Consider the following 18,122-nt stretch of genomic DNA (forward strand, 5'->3'; position numbering starts at 1 on the left):
CGGCGTCAGGAGCCGTCGGAGGCCTTCCGCAGCTCGTACAGCTTCCCGGAATCCGGGTGACCGACGTGCTGGTGGATCCGGGGCTCCCGGTCGGTGCCGCCGACGCTCCACGCCGGCCATGAACACTCCGGGACGTGTATGCGGACCTTCTGGGTCCAGACGTCCCGCCCGGGTTCGTACGACCAGGTACCGGAGCCCGTGCACCGCCGTGACGGGCCGCTGGAGTGGTCGTCGGGGCGGTGCACGCCGACGCCGGAGGCCGTGACCCGGCCGTCCGAGGTGAAGACCAGCGTTCCGCTCGTGTGGTCGATCCAGGTGCCGGTCATGGTCTGCGGACCGATCGCCGGCGGCTCGTACGCGGGCAGCAGGCCGGCGGTGAGCCCGAGTGCGCCGAGCAGGCCCGTCCCCGCCACCACCGCCGTGCCCCACAGCGCCGCCCGCCGGAACAGTCCCGCGCACCGGGGCAGGGCGATCAGCGCGCCCAACGAGAGCGAGGCCGTGGCCGAGGCCCAGAAGACGATCACGGACCGCGTCTCCACCTCGTTGTACGCAGCGAAGGCCGCAATCGGCGGTGCCACCAGGGCGGCCACCATCAGCGGCGCCAACCACCACGCCGCGCGCCCGCCGAGCCGGCGGGCGAGGAGGTCGGCCAGCGCGACCGCCGGCAGCACGAAGACCAGCGACAGCAGGAACGAGATGACGCCGATGAGGCCCATGAGGGAGATCAGGGTCGCCCCGATGGCGGCATAGTCGGCGGGTTCGTCCGGCGGCGGCTGCGTCTGGACGTACAGCAGGACCACCACGACGGCGAGTGCGACCTCCAGGCATCCGACCAGCGTCGAGACCAGCAGGACGCGGCCGTACGACCGTTTCTGATGCACGCTCGATCCCCCCTCGTGGCACGGCGAACTGACGCGTCCGCCCGGCCGGCGGCGTCATGGATCCATACTGCCAGCCGGACTGAACGCGTTCAATTCATATGTCGCGCCCACCTCACGAGGGCACGACCGACCAGCTGACCGCCGACACCGAGGGGTCCAGCGAGAGGCTGCTGACCGCCTCCTCCAGGGCCCGGCCCTCCTTGCCCTCGGCGGTCAGCAGCGCGGACACCGTCACCCGGCCCGGGACCGGGCCGTCCTGGCTGCGGACCGAGCGCAGCTGGTGCCCCGGCCGGGCCAGGGCGTCGATCAGCCGGTGCCGGATGTGGGCCTCTTCCGCCTCCAGGCACACCGCTTCGAAGTGGATGTCGGTGGCGACCTCGGCGCCGCCGCGCGGCTCCCTGTCCAGGCGCCGGCCCAGCGGGCGCAGCAGGAGGTTGGCTCCCACCACGCCCGCCGTGCCGCAGACCGCCAGGACGAAAAGGCCCACGCCGGCCAGGCAGCCGACGGCCGCCGAACACCACAGGGTGGCGGCCGTGTTCAGGCCCCGGACGCTCAGCCCGTCGCGCATGATCACGCCGGCGCCGAGGAAGCCGATCCCGGAGACGATCTGGGCGGCGACCCGCGAGCCGTCGTAGTCCACCTCCGAGGCCGCGCTGAGGAACCCGTACTGCGAGAGCAGCACGAACAGCGCGGCCCCGCCCGCCACCAGGGCGTTCGTACGCAGTCCCGCCAGGCGGGCCCGCCACTGCCGTTCGAGGCCGATGACCGCTCCGAGTCCGAGCGCGGCGGCCAGGTGGGCGGCCATTCCCCATTCGGTGAGCAGCACCGGCGTCTCCCTTCCGCTCTTCCGGGCCTCTCAGAGCCAGGTGTCGAACGCGCGGATGTACCAGGTCTTCACGACCTGCGTGAGCGTGCAGTACGCGAGGAGCACGCCGATCAGCCACGGGAAGTAGCTCGTCGGCAGGGCCACGAAGCCCAGCGAGGGGGCCAGCGGGGAGAACGGCAGGTACAGCCCGGTCAGCACCGCGAGGACGGTCATCGCCATCACCGGCCAGGAGGCGCGGGACTGGATGAACGGGATCTTCCGGGTCCGGATCATGTGGACGATCAGGGTCTGCGAGAGCAGGCCCTCGATGAACCAGCCGGACTGGAAGAGGGACTGGCTAGCCTCGCTGTTGGCGGCGAACACGTTCCACATGATCAGGAACATCGAGATGTCGAAGATCGAGCTGACCGGGCCGATGGTGAGCATGAAGCGGAAGATGCCCTTCGCGTCCCAGTTGCGGGGCTTGCGCAGGTACTCCTCGTCCATCCGGTCCCACGGCGTGGCCAGCTGGGAGACGTCGTAGACCAGGTTCTGCACGAGCAGCATGATCGCGAGCATCGGCTGGAAGGGGATGAAGGCGCTCGCCACCAGCACCGAGAAGACATTGCCGAAGTTCGACGACGCCGTCATCTTGATGTACTTGATCGTGTTGCCGAAGGTGGTCCGGCCCTGGACCACGCCCTGCTCCAGGACGGTGAGCTCCTTCTCCAGCAGGATGATGTCCGCCGACTCCTTGGCGATGTCGACGGCGGTGTCGACCGAGATGCCGACATCGGCGTCGCGCAGCGCGGCCGCGTCGTTGATGCCGTCCCCGAGGAACCCGACGGTGTGGCCGTCGGCCTGCAGGGCCCGCACGATCCGGGCCTTCTGGACCGGGTTGACCTTGGCGAAGACGGTCGTACGGGCGGCCAGCGCGCGCAGCGCCGTGTCGTCGAGGGCGTCGATCTCGGTGCCGAGCACCACGTGCCCGACGTCGATGCCGACCTCGGCGCAGACCCGGGCGGCCACGAGGTCGTTGTCGCCGGTGACGACCTTCACCGCGATGCCCTTGTCGGCCAGGCCCTGGAGGGCCCGGGCGGCGTCGGCCTTCGGCGGGTCGAGGAAGGCGAGGAAGCCGACCAGGGTCAGCTGGTCCTCGTCGGCGACGGTGTAGGTGTCGCGCGGCGTGCGGATCGTGCGCGTGGCGACGGCCAGGACCCGCAGGCCCTTGCGGTTGTTGTCCTCGGCGATCCGGGTGGCGTGCCACCGCAGCTGTTCGGTCAGCTCGACCTTCTCGCCGCGGTCCGTCATGTGCGTGCAGAGGTCCAGGACCTCCTCGACGGCACCCTTGGTGATCATGATGTGTTCGGAGCGGCCGAGGTCGCCCACGACGCTGTTCCGGTTGAGGACCACGGACATCCGGCGCCGGGCGAAGTCGAAGGGGATCTCGTCGACCATCGAGAACCGAGCGTCGACGACAACCTCCTCGGCCTCGTTGACGCGGTCGATGACCGCCTGGTCCATCAGGTTCTTCAGACCGGTCTGGAAGTGCGAGTTGAGGTAGCCGTACTCCAGGACCTCGTCGTCCTCGTTGCCGTGCACGTCCAGGTAGCGGTCCAGGACGATCCGGTCCTCGGTGAGGGTGCCGGTCTTGTCGGTGCAGAGCACGTCCATCGCGCCCAGGTTCTGGATGGCGCCCAGTCGCTTGACGACCACCTTGCGCTTGGACATGGCGACCGCGCCGCGCGCCAGGTTGGCGGAGACCACCATCGGCAGCATCTCGGGCGTCAGGCCGACGGCGACGGCGACACCGAAGAGGAGGGCCTCGTTCCAGTCGCCCTTGGTGAACCCGTTGATCATGAAGACGACCGGGACCATGACCAGCATGAAGCGGATCAGCAGGAAGCTGACCTTGCGCACGCCGCTGTCGAAGTTGGTCTGCGGGCGCTCACCGACGAGCGAGCCCGCCATGGAGCCGAAGTAGGTGTCGGCGCCCGTGGCGACGACGACGCCGGTGGCGGTGCCGGAGGTGACCGCGGTCCCCATCAGACAGAGGTTGTCGGCCTCGACCGGGTCGCCGGTCCCAGGCCGGCCCAGGTCGGCGGGTCCGGGGGTCCCCCCGGCGGAGCGAGGGGAAAGGTCGGCCTTGGCGACCGGCAGGGACTCGCCGGACAGCGCGGCCTGGCTGACCATCAGGTCCTTGGAGGCGATCAGCCGCAGGTCGGCCGGGATCAGGTCGCCGGCGGCCAGCTTGACCACGTCGCCAGGGACCACCTGGTCCATGGGCACCTCGAAGGTGGTGGGCGCGGAGCCGCTGCCGGCCCGGCGCTGCACCGCGCAGGTGGTGGTGACGAGCTTCTTCAGCGCGTCGGCGGCGCGGCCGGAGCGGTATTCCTGCCAGAAGCGCAGCAGCCCGCTGATCCCCACCATCACGGAGAGGATGACGACGCCCGGGTCCGCGGGGTCCTGCCAGTACATGATCGCGGCCAGGAAGACGAGGACGCCGATGAACGGGTTCCAGTACGCCTTCCCCAGCTGGACGAACCAGAGCGGGGCGCGCTCCTGGGCGACGACGTTGCGGCCGTGCCGCTCCAGGCGCAGGGCCGCCTCGGCGTGGGTGAGGCCGTTCGGCGAAGTGTCGACGGACTGCAGGACCCGGATGCCCGGGTGGGAGCTGACCTCTGCGAGGCGCTCGCCGGCGAGGCGGGTACGGGACTCCAGCTCGGCGGCCTTGCGCTCGCGGCGGGACCGGCCCGGCGGTGCGAGCTTCGTAGGGGTACGAGGGGTGAGCATGGTCATGACGAAAACCTCCCTCCACGGCGTCCGGGCAGCGCGAAGCCGAGCGGTCACGTGGAGTGATCATGGGACGGCGCAGCGTGCCGCGGACGGGCCACGGGATGCGCCGGGGGCATGGATGACGTATGCCTGACAGAAGGGTCAGGGCATGCGGAAGGAAAGGGGAACGCGGAATCGCACGGAGACAGCGGGTGACCGCGGCCGTGCGCACTCAGGGAAGAGCCGGCTGATCAGCGGGTGACAGGCAGCGGGTCAGCCGACGAGAGCGAGAGCGCGGCAAGGACTTCGATCGGGACTCATCCCGAACACCTCCTCGCGTAGCGCTGTCATTGCGGGGCGCGGTCCGGCCGGAAAGGCCGCAGAGGACCGGCGCCTCAGCGACCGTAACACGATCCGGGCGACCGTTCTCTCCCACTTATGGCCCGTAGTTGCCGGTTCGTGCCGTGTCAGCCTCTTGACGTGTCGAAGGACAAAGGCTCGACTTAAGGTTCACAAGTTGGAGACGCTGGGGTCTCGGAGCGAGCGCAGTCGCGACGTCCCCCGGCCGGGGGGCGACGGCTGGCCGTCGCTTATGGGCAGGAGTGGATGAGTCGTGCAGACTCCCGGATCGCAGTCTTCGCTGCATCGCGCGAATCTCGAACGGGTCGTGCGGGCGGTGCGGCTCGCGGGTTCGCTGACCCAGGCGGAGATCGCCCGCGCCACCGGACTCTCGGCGGCCACGGTCTCCAACATCGTCCGTGAGCTCAAGGAGGGCGGGACCGTCGAGGTCACCGACACCTCGGCGGGCGGCCGGCGGGCCCGCAGCGTGTCGCTCAGCGGCGACGCGGGCATCGTGATCGGCGTCGACTTCGGTCACACCCACCTGCGGGTGGCGGTCGGGAACCTGGCCCACCAGGTGCTGGCCGAGGAGGCCGAGCCGCTGGACGTGGACGCCTCCTGGGTGGAGGGCTTCGACCGGGCGGAAGCGCTGGTCGGACGGTTGATCGCGGGCATCGGGGTGAGCCTGGACAAGGCCATCGGCGTCGGTCTCGGCGTCCCCGGACCGATCGACGTGGAGTCCGGGACCCTGGGCTCGACCGCGATCCTGCCGGGCTGGGCCGGCATCAACCCCCGCCAGGAACTCTCGCAGCGCCTCGGCGTGCCCGTGTACGTGGACAACGACGCGAACCTCGGCGCCCTCGGTGAACTCGTCTGGGGGAGTGGGCGGGGAGTAAAAGACCTCGCCTACATCAAGGTCGCGAGCGGCGTCGGCGCCGGGCTGGTGATCAACGGTCAGATCTACCGCGGCCCCGGCGGCACCGCCGGCGAGATCGGGCACATCACCCTCGACGAATCGGGTCCGGTCTGCCGCTGCGGGAACCGCGGCTGCCTGGAGACCTTCGCCGCGGCCCGGTACGTGCTTCCGCTGCTCCAGGGCAGCCACGGACCGGAGTTGACGATGGAGCGGGTGGTCGAACTGGCCCGCGAGGGGGACCCGGGCTGCCGCCGGGTGATCACGGACGTGGGCCGCCACATCGGCAGCGGGGTGGCCAGTCTCTGCAACCTTCTGAACCCGAGCCGGGTGGTCCTGGGCGGCTCGCTCGCGGAGGCCGGTGAACTCGTCCTGGCTCCCATCCGTGAATCGGTGGGGAGGTACGCGATTCCGAGCGCGGCCCGCCAGTTGTCGGTGCTGACCGGGTCCCTGGGAGGGCGGGCCGAGGTGCTCGGCGCACTAGCCCTTGTGCTCAGTGAAATGGGCGATTCGACACTTTTGTCAGATCATGGAAGTGGAGTGCGCTCTTCAGCCGCCATGTCTTCAGTTAGATAACGGATGGCACCGTTGTCATCTCGTTAAGGATTCACTCCTTGACGGCAAACTTGCGGCCGGGGTTGACTCACATCCACCTCGGCCGCAGTGTTGCGGCCTCGTCAGGGAGGTTCAAGTAATGAACACGCGTATGCGCAGAACCGCTGTAGCCGTTGCCGCCGGCGCCATGGCCGTTTCCCTCGCCGCCTGTGGCAGCGCCAAGGAGGCCGGCGACAAGACCAAGGAGTCCGGCGCCGCCAAGGGTGACGCGATCAAGGTCGGTCTGCTCCTGCCGGAGAACCAGACCGCGCGCTACGAGAAGTTCGACAAGCCGCTCATCGAGAAGAAGGTCGCCGAGCTCACCGGCGGCAAGGGCGAGGTCGTCTACGCCAACGCCAAGCAGGACGCGACCACGCAGAACTCCCAGGTCGACACGATGATCACCAACAAGGTGGACGTCCTGATCGTCGACGCGGTGGACTCCAAGGCCATCGCCGGCTCGGTCAAGAAGGCCAAGGAGGCCGGCATCCCGGTCGTGGCCTACGACCGCCTCGCGGAGGGCCCGATCGAGGCCTACACCTCCTTCGACAACGAAGAGGTCGGCAAGGTCCAGGGCAAGGCGCTGCTGGAGGCGCTGGGCGACAAGGCCAAGGACGGCCAGATCGTCATGATGAACGGTTCGGTCACCGACCCGAACGCCAAGCTCTTCAAGTCCGGTGCGCACTCCGTCCTCGACGGCAAGGTGAACGTCGGCAAGGAGTACGACACCGTCGAGTGGAAGCCGGAGAACGCCAACACCAACATGGCGGCCGCGCTCTCCGCGCTCGGCAAGGACAAGGTCACCGGTGTCTACTCCGCCAACGACGGCATGGCCGGCGGCATCATCACCGCCCTCAAGGCGGCCGGCGTGTCCCCCCTGCCGCCGGTCACCGGCCAGGACGCCGAACTCGCCGGTGTGCAGCGGATCGTCGCGGGCGAGCAGTTCATGAGCGTCTACAAGCCGTACGCCCCCGAGGCCGAGGCCGCGGCGAAGATGGCCGTCGCCCTCGCCAAGGGTGAGAAGCTCGAAGGTGTCACCACCTCCACGGTCGACAGCCCGACCGCCAAGGGTGTCCCGTCCGTGCTGATCCCGGTCGTCTCGCTCACCAAGGGCAACATCAAGGACACCGTCGTCAAGGACGGCGTCTACACGGTCGACGAGATCTGCACCGACAAGTACGCGGCGGCCTGCGCCGCCATCGGCCTGAAGTAGCGGCCCCCGTCGCCTCATCGCGAGGCGGCCCCCCGTGCCTGACCGGCGCCCCGCCCCTCATTCCCCGCCACTGGCGGGGCGCCGGGCAGAAACGTTCCCCCATTCGCCCCGCTCCTGCTCTTTTGCACGACATCCCCGCCGGTCAGGCGGCGAAGGAGATGGTTCATGTGTCCGCTGCGCCCGTGCTGGCGTTGCGAGGGGTCTCGAAGCGGTTCGGCGCCGTTCAGGCCCTGACCGACGTAGAACTCGAGATCCACTCCGGTGAAGTGGTCGCCCTGGTCGGCGACAACGGTGCCGGAAAGTCCACGCTGGTCAAGACGATCGCCGGCGTGCACCCCATCGATGAAGGCGTCATCGAGTGGGAGGGCCGTCCGGTCTCCATCGGCAAGCCCCACGACGCCCAGAACCTGGGCATCGCGACGGTCTACCAGGACCTGGCGCTGTGCGACAACATCGATGTCGTCGGCAACCTCTTCCTCGGCCGCGAGCTCAAGCGCCGTGGGGTCCTCGACGAGGTGGAGATGGAGCGGCGCGCCCGCGAGCTCCTGACCACCCTGTCCATCCGGATCCCCAGTGTCCGTATCCCCATCGCCTCGCTCTCCGGCGGTCAGCGCCAGACCGTGGCGATCGCCCGCTCCATGCTGGGCGAGCCCCAGCTCGTCATCCTCGACGAGCCCACCGCCGCCCTCGGCGTCGAGCAGACCGCACAGGTGCTCGACCTGGTGGAGCGGCTGCGCGAGCGCGGCCACGCCGTGATCCTCATCAGCCACAACATGGCCGATGTGAAGGCCGTCGCCGACAAGGTGGCGGTCCTGCGGCTCGGCCGCAACAACGGTGTCTTCAACGTCGCCGACACCTCGCAGGAAGAGATCATCTCCGCCATCACCGGTGCCACGGACAACGCCGTGACCCGCCGGGCGGCCCGCACCTCGGAGGCCGGCAAGTGAGCACCCAGAACCCTGCCACCGGTCCACTGGGCAAGGGCCCCGCCGACCAGCAGGAGCACATCGACCCGGTCAACCCCGCGGCGGCGCACGACGCGATCCCGGCCGTGGACCCCCGCCTGCTCGTCAGGGAGGAGGGCCTCGCCGGGTACGTGGGCGAGTTCAAGCGCAAGATGAAGGCCGGCGACCTGGGTTCTCTCCCCGTCGTCATCGGCCTGATCGTCATCTGGTCCATCTTCCAGGGGCTGAACTCGAACTTCCTCTCCCCGGAGAACCTCACCAACATCGCGATCACGATGACCGGCACCGGCATGATCGCCATCGGCATCATCTTCGTGCTGCTGCTCGGCGAGATCGACCTCTCGGTCGGCTCGGTCAGCGGCGTCTCGGGCGCGATCGTCGCCGTCCTCGCCGTCACCCACGGCGTGAACGAGTGGCTGGCGATCCTGGCTGCCGTGGCCGGCGGCGCCGTGATCGGCGCCATCCACGGCTTCTTCTTCGCCAAGGTCGGCGCCCCGGCCTTCGCCGTCACCCTGTCCGGCCTGCTCTTCTGGCTGGGCGCGATGCTGCAGATCCTCGGCAGCAACGGCACGATCAACATCGACTCCGACGGCGTGGTCGGCCAGCTGACCACGTACTTCTTCTCGGACGTGGCCGTCGCCTACGGGCTGGCCGCGCTCGCGGTGGCCGGCTACTTCCTCGCGGCCTTCTTCGACGCGAAGCGCCGCGAGGCCGCCGGGATGCCCTCCCGGCCGCTCGCCGAGGTCCTGCTGCGCACCGGCCTGCTCGCGCTGTGCACCTTCGGCCCCGCCGTGCTGTTCAACCAGTACAAGGGCCTTCCGCTCGCGGTGGTGCTCTTCCTGCTGGCCCTGGTCGTCACGGACTTCGTGCTCCGCCGCACGACCTTCGGGCGAAACGTTTTCGCGCTCGGTGGCAGCGTCGAGGCCTCCCGCCGCGCGGGCATCAACGTCACCCGGATCCGGATCACGGTCTTCGCGATCGCCAGCACCTTCGCCGCCATCGGCGGTCTGTTCTGGGCCTCGAAGATCGCGGCCGCCAACCAGAGTGCCGGCGCCGGCGACCTGCTGATGAACGTGATCGCGGCGGCCGTCATCGGCGGCACCAGCCTCTTCGGCGGCCGGGGCCGGACCTGGAACGCCCTCCTCGGCGTCATGGTCATCGTCTCGATCCAGTACGGTCTGGCACTGGAGGGAATCGCGACGCCGATCCAGTACATGATCACGGGTGCCGTACTGCTGGCCACCGTGGTGATCGACTCGGTCACGCGCAAGACCCAGAAGACGGCCGGACGTGCCTAAGCGGTAAGACCCGTCACAATGCCCGGTGCCACTTCGTGTGGCGCCGGGCATCCGTGTGTGCATGAGTACGTACACCTGTGCGGGTATACGCCTGTTTGTAATGTGTGACCTCGTGAGGGTGCGTTCATGTATGACAAAGGTGAGACTCACCCGGGACGGCCCGATGACCGCACCCGCGAGCGGAACATTAGACTCGTCAGACCAGCAAGCAACTGCAAGGAGGCACGGGTGCTGCTGACCCGCATCAAGGGACCGCGCGATCTGGACCGGCTCAGCCAGGAGGAGCTCAACCAGCTCGCCGCCGAGATCAGGTCCTTCCTCGTCGACGCCGTCTCCAAGACCGGCGGGCACCTCGGCCCCAACCTCGGGGTGGTCGAACTGACGATCGCCCTGCACCGGGTCTTCGACTCGCCCAAGGACAAGGTCCTCTTCGACACCGGCCACCAGGCCTACGTCCACAAGCTGCTCACCGGCCGTCAGGACTTCGGCAACCTGCGCTCCAAGGGCGGCCTCTCCGGCTACCCCTCGCGCGCGGAGTCCGACCACGACGTGATCGAGAACTCGCACGCCTCCACCGTGCTCGGCTGGGCCGACGGCATCGCCAAGGCCAACGAGGTGCTCGGCCGCGAGGACCACCACGTCGCCGCCGTCATCGGCGACGGCGCGCTGACCGGCGGCATGGCCTGGGAGGCGCTGAACAACATCGCCGCCGCCAAGGACCGCCCCCTGGTCATCGTCGTCAACGACAACGAGCGCTCGTACGGCCCGACCATCGGCGGCCTCGCCAACCACCTGGCGACCCTGCGCACCACGGACGGCTACGAGCGCTTCCTGGCCCGCGGCAAGGACCTCCTGGAGCGCACGCCGGTCGTCGGCAGGCCGCTCTACGAGACCCTGCACGGCGCCAAGAAGGGCCTCAAGGACTTCATCGCCCCGCAGGGCATGTTCGAGGACCTGGGCCTGAAGTACATCGGCCCCATCGACGGCCACGACATCGAGGCCCTGGAGTCGGCCCTGCAGCGCGCCAAGCGCTTCAGCGGACCGGTCATCGTGCACTGCCTCACCCAGAAGGGCCGCGGCTACGAGCCCGCCGTCCAGGACGAGGCGGACCGCTTCCACGCGGTCGGCGTGATCCACCCGGACACCGGCCTGCCGGTCAGCACCGACGCCGCCAGCTGGACCTCCGTCTTCGCCGACGAGATGGTCAAGCTCGGCAAGGAGCGCAAGGACATCGTCGCGATCACCGCGGCCATGCTCCAGCCGGTCGGCCTGAAGAAGTTCGCGGACGCCTATCCCGACCGCATCTTCGACGTCGGCATCGCCGAGCAGCACGGCGCCACCTCGGCGGCGGGCCTGGCGACCGGCGGCGCCCACCCGGTCTTCGCGGTGTACGCCACCTTCCTCAACCGCGCCTTCGACCAGGTCCTGATGGACGTCGCCCTGCACAAGTGCGGTGTCACGTTCGTCCTGGACCGCGCCGGCGTCACCGGCACCGACGGCGCCTCCCACAACGGCATGTGGGACATGTCCATCCTCCAGGTCGTGCCCGGCCTGCGCCTCGCCGCCCCGCGCGACGCGGAGCAGCTGCGCGCCCAGTTGAACGAGGCCGTCCTCGTCAAGGACGCGCCGACCGTGGTGCGCTTCTCCAAGGGCGTCGTCGGCCCGGCCGTCCCGGCCGTCGGCCGGATCGGCGGCATGGACGTACTGCGCACCCCGGCCCCCGAAGTCACCCATCCGGACGTACTCCTCGTATCGGTCGGCGCACTCGCCCCGATGTGTCTGGAGATCGCCGACCTGCTCGACAAGCAGGGCATCTCCTGCACCGTGGTCGACCCCCGCTGGGTCAAGCCGGTGGACGAGGCCCTGGCCCCGCTCGCGGACCAGCACCGGGTCGTCGTCACCGTCGAGGACAACAGCCGGGCAGGCGGTGTCGGCTCCGCCGTCGCGCAGGCCCTGCGGGACGCGGGGGTCGACGTACCGCTGCGCGACTTCGGCATCCCCCAGCGCTTCCTGGACCACGCCTCCCGCAAGGAGGTCATGGCCGAGATCGGGCTGACCGCTCCGGACATCGCCCGGCAGGTCACCGGCCTGGTGGCCAAGCTGGACGGGCGCTACGACAACGAGCCGGCCGCCGCCGTCGACTAGTACGGGTACCGGCCACTAGATCGCCGCGCGGTTGCACGTCACGGGCCGGGAGATCACCCTTGGAGGGGTGGGCCTCCCGGCCCGTTCGCGTGCGTCATCACCTGTCGGAGGTGCGTCGGTGAGTAAGGATATGAACAGCCCCTTCCGCACCAAGACGGTGGAGCAGTCCATCCGCGACACGGAGGAGCCGGAACACGCGCTCCGCAAGTCGCTCTCCGCCTGGGACCTGACGGTCTTCGGTGTGGGCGTCATCATCGGCACCGGCATCTTCGTCCTCACGGGCATCGCGGCCCGGAACAATGCCGGACCCGCCACCTCCCTCGCCTTCGTGGCAGCGGGCATCGTCTGCGCCCTCGCGGCGCTCTGCTACGCCGAGTTCGCGTCCACCGTGCCGGTGGCCGGATCCGCGTACACCTTCTCGTACGCGTCGATCGGTGAGCTGCCCGCCTGGATCATCGGCTGGGACCTTGTGCTCGAGTTCGCGCTCGGCACCGCCGTGGTGGCGGTCGGCTGGTCCGGGTACGTGCGCCACCTCATGCACACCAACCTCGGCTGGGACCTGCCCACCGCGCTGTCCGGGCCCGACGCGGGAGGGACCTTCGACCTGCTGGCCTTCCTGCTGATCCTCGCGCTGACCGCGATCCTGGTCGTCGGGACGAAGCTCTCGGCGCGGATCACGGCGATCGTGGTCGCGATCAAGGTCACCGTGGTGCTGCTGGTCATCGTCGCGGGCCTGTTCTTCATCAAGGCCGACAACTACTCGCCGTTCATCCCCCCTGCCCAGCCACAGGAGGCGGGCGGCGGCCTGCACGCGCCGCTGATCCAGCTGCTCTTCGGATACGCGCCCACCAACTTCGGCGTCATGGGCATCTTCACCGCGGCCTCCCTCATCTTCTTCGCCTTCATCGGCTTCGACGTCGTGGCCACCGCGGCCGAGGAGACCAGGAACCCCCAGCGGGACATGCCGCGCGGCATCCTCGGCTCGCTGATCATCTGCACCGTGCTCTACGTCGCCGTGACACTGGTGGTCACCGGCATGCAGAAGTACACGGAGATGTCGCCGACCGCGCCGCTGGCCGAAGCCTTCAAGTCGGTGAACCAGCCCTTCTTCTCCGGTGCCATCAGTCTCGGGGCGGCCGTCGGCCTGATCACCGTGAGCATGATCCTGCTGCTCGGCCAGACCCGCGTGTTCTTCGCGATGAGCCGTGACGGACTGCTGCCGCGCGTCTTCTCCGTCACCCACCCGAAGTACCGCACGCCGTACCGGGCGACCATCCTGCTCGGTGGGGTCATCGCCGTCGTCGCGGGCTTCACCAGCCTTGAGAAGCTCGCGGAACTGGTGAACATCGGCACCCTGTTCGCCTTCGTGCTCGTCGCCCTCGGCGTGATCATCCTGCGCCGGACCCGCCCCGACCTGCACCGGTCCTTCCGCACCCCGTGGGTGCCGCTGATCCCGATCCTGTCGATCGCGGCCTCGCTCTGGCTGATGCTCAACCTGCCGGCCGAGACCTGGATCCGGTTCGGCATCTGGATGGCCATCGGCATCGTGGTCTACTTCCTGTACGGGCGCAGCCACAGCCGCCTCGGCAAGGTCGGCGCGGACGCGAAGTTCTAGACGCGGAACCGGGCACGGAACGACGGAAGCCGGCCGTACGGGTCACCCGTACGGCCGGCTTCGTCCGTGCCGGCTGCGTCAGCCCTTGGCGGGGGAGTCCTTCGCGGAGGCCGGCACCTTCTGGTCCTTGCGGAGGGCTTCCCACAGCTGGGTCGCCTGCGGCTCGGCCACGACCACCCGGTTCGGGTCCACCTTGTCGTAGGCGACCGGCAGCATGAGCGTCTCCATCGTGTCCGGGTCCACGCCCTTCATGCTCTTCGCGAAGTCGGAGAGCGCGGTGAGGGAGGCGAGGTCGGAGTCGGTGGTCAGCGACTTGGTCCCGGCGTCGGCGAGCTTGTAGAGCCGCGCCGGGTTGCCGAGGGCGTCCTGCTTCTTGATCTCGGTCAGCATCGCCATCATGAACTGCTGCTGCAGGCCTATGCGTCCGAGGTCGCTGCCGTCGCCGTAGCCGTAGCGGGTACGGACGAACTTGAGCGAGTCGGTGCCGTTCAGCCGGTGCGTGCCCGCGTCCAGCTTCAGGCCGCCCTTGGCTCCGCTCATCGGCTTGTCCAGGGTGACGGTGACCCCGCCGAGCGCGTCCACCAGGCCCTTGAAGCCGGCGAAGTCCACCTCGACGAAGTGGTCCACGCGGACGCCGGACAGCTGCTCCACGGTGTTGACCACGCAGGCCGGACCGGCCAGCGAATAGACCGAGTTGAACATGACCCGCTTCGCGGACGGCACGGTCTCGCCGTCCCTGTCCTTGCACTCGGGCCGGGTGATCAGGGTGTCGCGGGGGATGCTCACCGCGGTGGCCTTGGCCCGGCCCTCGGGTATGTGCACCAGCATCGCGGTGTCCGAGCGGGCGCCGCTGACGTCGCCGTGGTCGAGGTCGGCGTTGGCCCCGGCACGTGAATCGGAGCCGAGCACCAGGATGTTCTGGGCGTTCGCGGCGACCTTCGGCGGCCGGTTGTCGACGCCGATCGCCTGGTCCAGGTCGACGCTGTCGATGTTGCCGTTGAGGTGGCTGTACGTCCACCAGCCGGCCCCGGCGGCGCCCAGGATCAGCACGGCGACCAGCAACAGGGTGATCCGCAGAATGCGGCGTCGGCGGCGCCTGGGCCGCGCGTGCGTGTCCGTCATGGGGGTGAATCTTAGACAGATATTCGAACGGCCGAGGCCCGCCCCCCGGAAGGGGCGGGCCAGGCCGTCGGATGCCCGTCTGCGACCCGGACTAGGCCGGGACGCTCGCCAGGCCGGGAGCCAGGAACTTCTTGCCGTTCACGCGCTCCGAGACGCCTTCACGGTCCAGGTACGGCGTGACGCCGCCCAGGTGGAAGGGCCAGCCCGCACCGGTGATGAGGCAGAGGTCGATGTCCTGGGCCTCGGCCACGACACCCTCCTCCAGCATCAGGCCGATCTCCTGCGCCACCGCGTCCAGGACGCGGTCGCGGACCTGCTCCTCCGTCAGGACGACATCGCCCTGCACCAGGAGGGCGGCGACCTCGGGGTCCAGCTCCGGCTTGCCGGAGTCGTAGACGTAGAAGCCGCGCTTGCCGGCCTTGACGACCGCAGCCAGGTTCGGGGAGACGGTGAAGCGCTCCGGGAAGGCGCGGTTCAGGGTCTCGGAGACGTGCAGACCGATCGCCGGGCCGACGAGCTCCAGGAGCACCAGCGGGGACATCGGCAGGCCGAGCGGCTCGATGGCCTTCTCGGCGGTGACCACCGGGGTGCCCTCGTCGATGACGTTCTGGATCTCGCCCATGAAGCGGGTCAGGATGCGGTTCACGACGAACGCCGGGGCGTCCTTGGTGAGGACCGCGGTCTTCTTCAGCTTCTTGGCGACACCGAAGGCCGTGGCCAGCGAGGCGTCGTCGGTCTGCTCACCGCGGACGATCTCCAGCAGCGGGAGGATCGCGACCGGGTTGAAGAAGTGGAAGCCGACCACGCGCTCCGGGTGCTGGAGCTTGGAGGCCATCTCCGACACCGACAGCGAGGAGGTGTTGGTGGCGAGGATCGCGTGCGCCGGGGCGACCGCCTCGACCTCCGCGAACACCTTCTGCTTGACGGACATCTCCTCGAACACGGCCTCGATGATGAAGTCCGCGTCCGCGAAGCCCTCGGCCTTGTCCAGGACGCCGGTCACCAGGGCGGTCAGGCGGTTGGCCTTGTCCTGGTTGATGCGGCCCTTGCCGAGCAGCTTCTGGATCTCGGCGTGGACGTAGCCCACGCCCTTGTCCACGCGCTCCTGGTCGATGTCGGTGAGGACCACCGGCACCTCCAGGCGGCGCAGGAAGAGCAGCGCCAGCTGCGAGGCCATCAGGCCCGCGCCGACGACGCCGACCTTGGTGACCGGACGGGCCAGGGACTTGTCCGGGGCACCGGCCGGGCGCTTGGCGCGCTTCTGGACCAGGTTGAAGGCGTAGATGCCCGAGCGCAGTTCGCCGCCCATGATGAGGTCGGCCAGGGCCGTGTCCTCGGCGTCGAAGCCCTTCTGCAGGTCGCCGTCCTTGGCCGCCTCGATGATCTCCAGCGCGCGGTAGGCGGCCGGGGCCGCGCCGTGCACCTTGGAGTCGGCGATGAAGCGGCCGCGGGCGACCGCCGCGTCCCAGCCCTCGCCGCGGTCGATCTCGGCCCGTACGACCTCGGTGGTGCCGTTCAGGACGTTCGCCGTCCAGAGCAGCGACTGCTCCAGGAAGTCGGCGCCCTCGAACAGCGCGTCCGCGATGCCGAGGTCGAAGACCTGCTTGCCGCGCAGCTGCTTGTTCTGGTTGAGCGAGTTCTCGATGATCACCGAGACCGCGCGGTCCGCGCCGATCAGGTTCGGCAGGATGGCGCAGCCGCCCCAGCCGGGAACCAGGCCGAGGAAGACCTCGGGCAGCGAGAAGGCCGGGATGGCCTTCGAGACGGTGCGGTAGGTGCAGTGCAGACCGACCTCGACACCGCCGCCCATCGCCGCGCCGTTGTAGTAGGCGAAGGTCGGGACCGCCAGCGCCGACAGGCGCTTGAAGACGTCGTGGCCGCCCTTGCCGATGGCGAGCGCCTCGTCGTGCTGCTTGAGCAGCTCGACGCCCTTGAGGTCGGCGCCGACCGCGAAGATGAACGGCTTGCCGGTGATGCCCGCGCCGACGATGGAGCCCGCGAGGGCCTCCTGCTCGACCTGGTCGATCGCCGCGTTCAGGTTGGCGAGGGACTGCGGGCCGAAGGTGGTCGGCTTGGTGTGGTCGAAGCCGTTGTCCAGCGTGATGAGCGCGAAGCGCCCGGCGCCGAACGGCAGGTCCAGGTGGCGGACGTGCGCGGACGTGACGACCTCGTCCGGGAACAGCTCGGCCGCGCCCTTCAGGAGCTCAGTGGTGGTGCTCACTTGGCGTCTCCCTCGGAGGTGAAGTGCGGGTTCTCCCAGATGACCGTGGCGCCCATGCCGAAGCCGACGCACATGGTGGTCAGGCCGTAGCGGACGTGCGGCTGCTCCTCGAACTGGCGGGCCAGCTGCGTCATCAGACGGACGCCGGAGGAGGCGAGCGGGTGGCCGAACGCGATGGCGCCGCCGTACTGGTTCACGCGGGCGTCGTCGTCGGCGATGCCGTAGTGCTCCAGGAAGGCGAGCACCTGGACCGCGAAGGCCTCGTTGATCTCGAACAGGCCTATGTCCTCGATGGACAGGCCGGCCTGGGCGAGCGCCTTCTCGGTGGCCGGGATCGGGCCGTAGCCCATGACCTCGGGCTCGACACCCGCGAAGGAGTACGAGACCAGGCGCATCTTGACCGGGAGGTTGTTCTCCCGGGCGAAGTCCTCGGACGCGATGATCGCGGCGGTGGCACCGTCGTTGAGACCGGCGGCGTTGCCCGCGGTGACCCGGCCGTGGGTACGGAACGGGGTCTTCAGACCGGCCAGGTTCTCCAGGGTGGTGCCCGGGCGCATCGGCTCGTCGGAGGTGACCAGGCCCCAGCCCGTCTCACCCGCCGCCTCGTTGGTGTTGCGCACCGAGATCGGCACCAGGTCCTGCTGGATCTTGCCGTCGGCGTACGCCTTGGCGGCCTTCTCCTGCGAGCGCACGGCGTACTCGTCGGCGCGGAGCTTGGTGATCGCCGGGTACCGGTCGTGCAGGTTCTCGGCGGTCATGCCCATGAACAGGGCGGACTCGTCGACCAGCTTCTCGGAGACGAAGCGCGGGTTCGGGTCCACGCCCTCGCCCATGGGGTGGCGGCCCATGTGCTCGACACCGCCGGCGAGGGCGACGTCGTACGCACCGAAGGCCACGCCGCCCGCGACGGCGGTGACGGCGGTCAGCGCGCCGGCGCACATGCGGTCGATGGAGTAGCCCGGGACGGACTGCGGGAGGCCCGCGAGGATGCCGGCCGTACGGCCCAGCGTCAGGCCCTGGTCGCCGATCTGCGTGGTCGCGGCGATGGCGACCTCGTCGATCTTCGCGGGGTCCAGGTCCGGGTTGCGGCGCAGCAGCTCCCGGATCGCCTTCACGACGAGGTCGTCGGCGCGGGTCTCGTGGTAGATGCCCTTCGGGCCCGCCTTGCCGAACGGGGTGCGGACGCCGTCGACGAAGACGACGTCCCTGACGGTACGAGGCACGTTGGCTCTCCTC

Annotated in this window: 12 protein-coding genes; 6 read left to right on the forward strand and 6 right to left on the reverse strand. The window is 69.4% G+C overall.

The window, feature by feature from the left end:
- Positions 1–5: 5 nt before the first annotated feature.
- From ACGFYQ_RS27565 to mgtA, 3 genes are all read right to left on the reverse strand, one after another.
- On the reverse strand, positions 6–881 hold the full coding sequence (locus tag ACGFYQ_RS27565) for a hypothetical protein (protein WP_393748365.1): 876 nt from the start codon (positions 879–881) through the stop codon (positions 6–8).
- Positions 882–993: 112 nt separating this feature from the next.
- Entirely contained in the window at positions 994–1,707 is a 714-nt protein-coding gene (locus ACGFYQ_RS27570; RefSeq protein WP_393748367.1) for an MgtC/SapB family protein, read from the reverse strand.
- Between the two features lie 30 nt (positions 1,708–1,737).
- Positions 1,738–4,485 carry a magnesium-translocating P-type ATPase gene (gene mgtA, locus ACGFYQ_RS27575; protein WP_393748369.1) on the reverse strand — a complete coding sequence of 916 codons (2,748 nt, stop codon included), beginning with the start codon at positions 4,483–4,485 and terminating at the stop codon, positions 1,738–1,740.
- Between the two features lie 589 nt (positions 4,486–5,074).
- Between mgtA and ACGFYQ_RS27580 the strand changes: the two genes are divergently transcribed.
- From ACGFYQ_RS27580 to ACGFYQ_RS27605, 6 genes are all read left to right on the forward strand, one after another.
- The gene (locus ACGFYQ_RS27580; protein ID WP_393748371.1) at positions 5,075–6,289 is read left to right on the forward strand and encodes an ROK family protein; all 1,215 of its coding nucleotides are present in this window, start codon (positions 5,075–5,077) and stop codon (positions 6,287–6,289) included.
- Between the two features lie 130 nt (positions 6,290–6,419).
- Complete coding sequence (locus ACGFYQ_RS27585; protein WP_393748373.1) at positions 6,420–7,520, forward strand: sugar ABC transporter substrate-binding protein; 1,101 nt, start codon at positions 6,420–6,422, stop codon at positions 7,518–7,520.
- Positions 7,521–7,678: 158 nt separating this feature from the next.
- The gene (locus ACGFYQ_RS27590) at positions 7,679–8,467 is read left to right on the forward strand and encodes an ATP-binding cassette domain-containing protein (protein WP_215144586.1); all 789 of its coding nucleotides are present in this window, start codon (positions 7,679–7,681) and stop codon (positions 8,465–8,467) included.
- A gap of 26 nt (positions 8,468–8,493) precedes the next feature.
- A complete protein-coding gene (locus tag ACGFYQ_RS27595; RefSeq protein ID WP_393748561.1) occupies positions 8,494–9,783 on the forward strand; it encodes a sugar ABC transporter permease in 1,290 nt (429 codons plus the stop codon).
- Positions 9,784–10,011: 228 nt separating this feature from the next.
- On the forward strand, positions 10,012–11,928 hold the full coding sequence (dxs, locus tag ACGFYQ_RS27600; protein WP_393748376.1) for a 1-deoxy-D-xylulose-5-phosphate synthase: 1,917 nt from the start codon (positions 10,012–10,014) through the stop codon (positions 11,926–11,928).
- 130 nt (positions 11,929–12,058) lie between these two features.
- Positions 12,059–13,543: an amino acid permease gene (locus ACGFYQ_RS27605; RefSeq protein WP_393748563.1), complete on the forward strand. Its 1,485-nt coding sequence runs from the start codon at positions 12,059–12,061 to the stop codon at positions 13,541–13,543.
- A 78-nt stretch (positions 13,544–13,621) separates the two neighbouring features.
- On the opposite strand, the gene ACGFYQ_RS27610 is transcribed toward ACGFYQ_RS27605, so the two are convergent.
- The 3 genes from ACGFYQ_RS27610 to ACGFYQ_RS27620 all read right to left on the reverse strand — a co-directional run bounded on the left by ACGFYQ_RS27610 (position 13,622) and on the right by ACGFYQ_RS27620 (position 18,109).
- Entirely contained in the window at positions 13,622–14,665 is a 1,044-nt protein-coding gene (locus tag ACGFYQ_RS27610; RefSeq protein WP_393748378.1) for an LCP family protein, read from the reverse strand.
- Positions 14,666–14,756: 91 nt separating this feature from the next.
- Positions 14,757–16,886, reverse strand: coding sequence for a 3-hydroxyacyl-CoA dehydrogenase NAD-binding domain-containing protein (locus ACGFYQ_RS27615; RefSeq protein ID WP_393748380.1), 2,130 nt, complete (start codon positions 16,884–16,886; stop codon positions 14,757–14,759).
- Positions 16,883–18,109, reverse strand: coding sequence for an acetyl-CoA C-acyltransferase (locus ACGFYQ_RS27620; RefSeq protein WP_393748382.1), 1,227 nt, complete (start codon positions 18,107–18,109; stop codon positions 16,883–16,885). Before ACGFYQ_RS27620 ends, ACGFYQ_RS27615 begins: the two co-directional genes overlap by 4 nt.
- Positions 18,110–18,122: the final 13 nt, after the last annotated feature.

The organism is Streptomyces sp. NPDC048258, assembly GCF_043201995.1.
Taxonomy (GTDB): Bacteria; Actinomycetota; Actinomycetes; order Streptomycetales; family Streptomycetaceae; genus Streptomyces.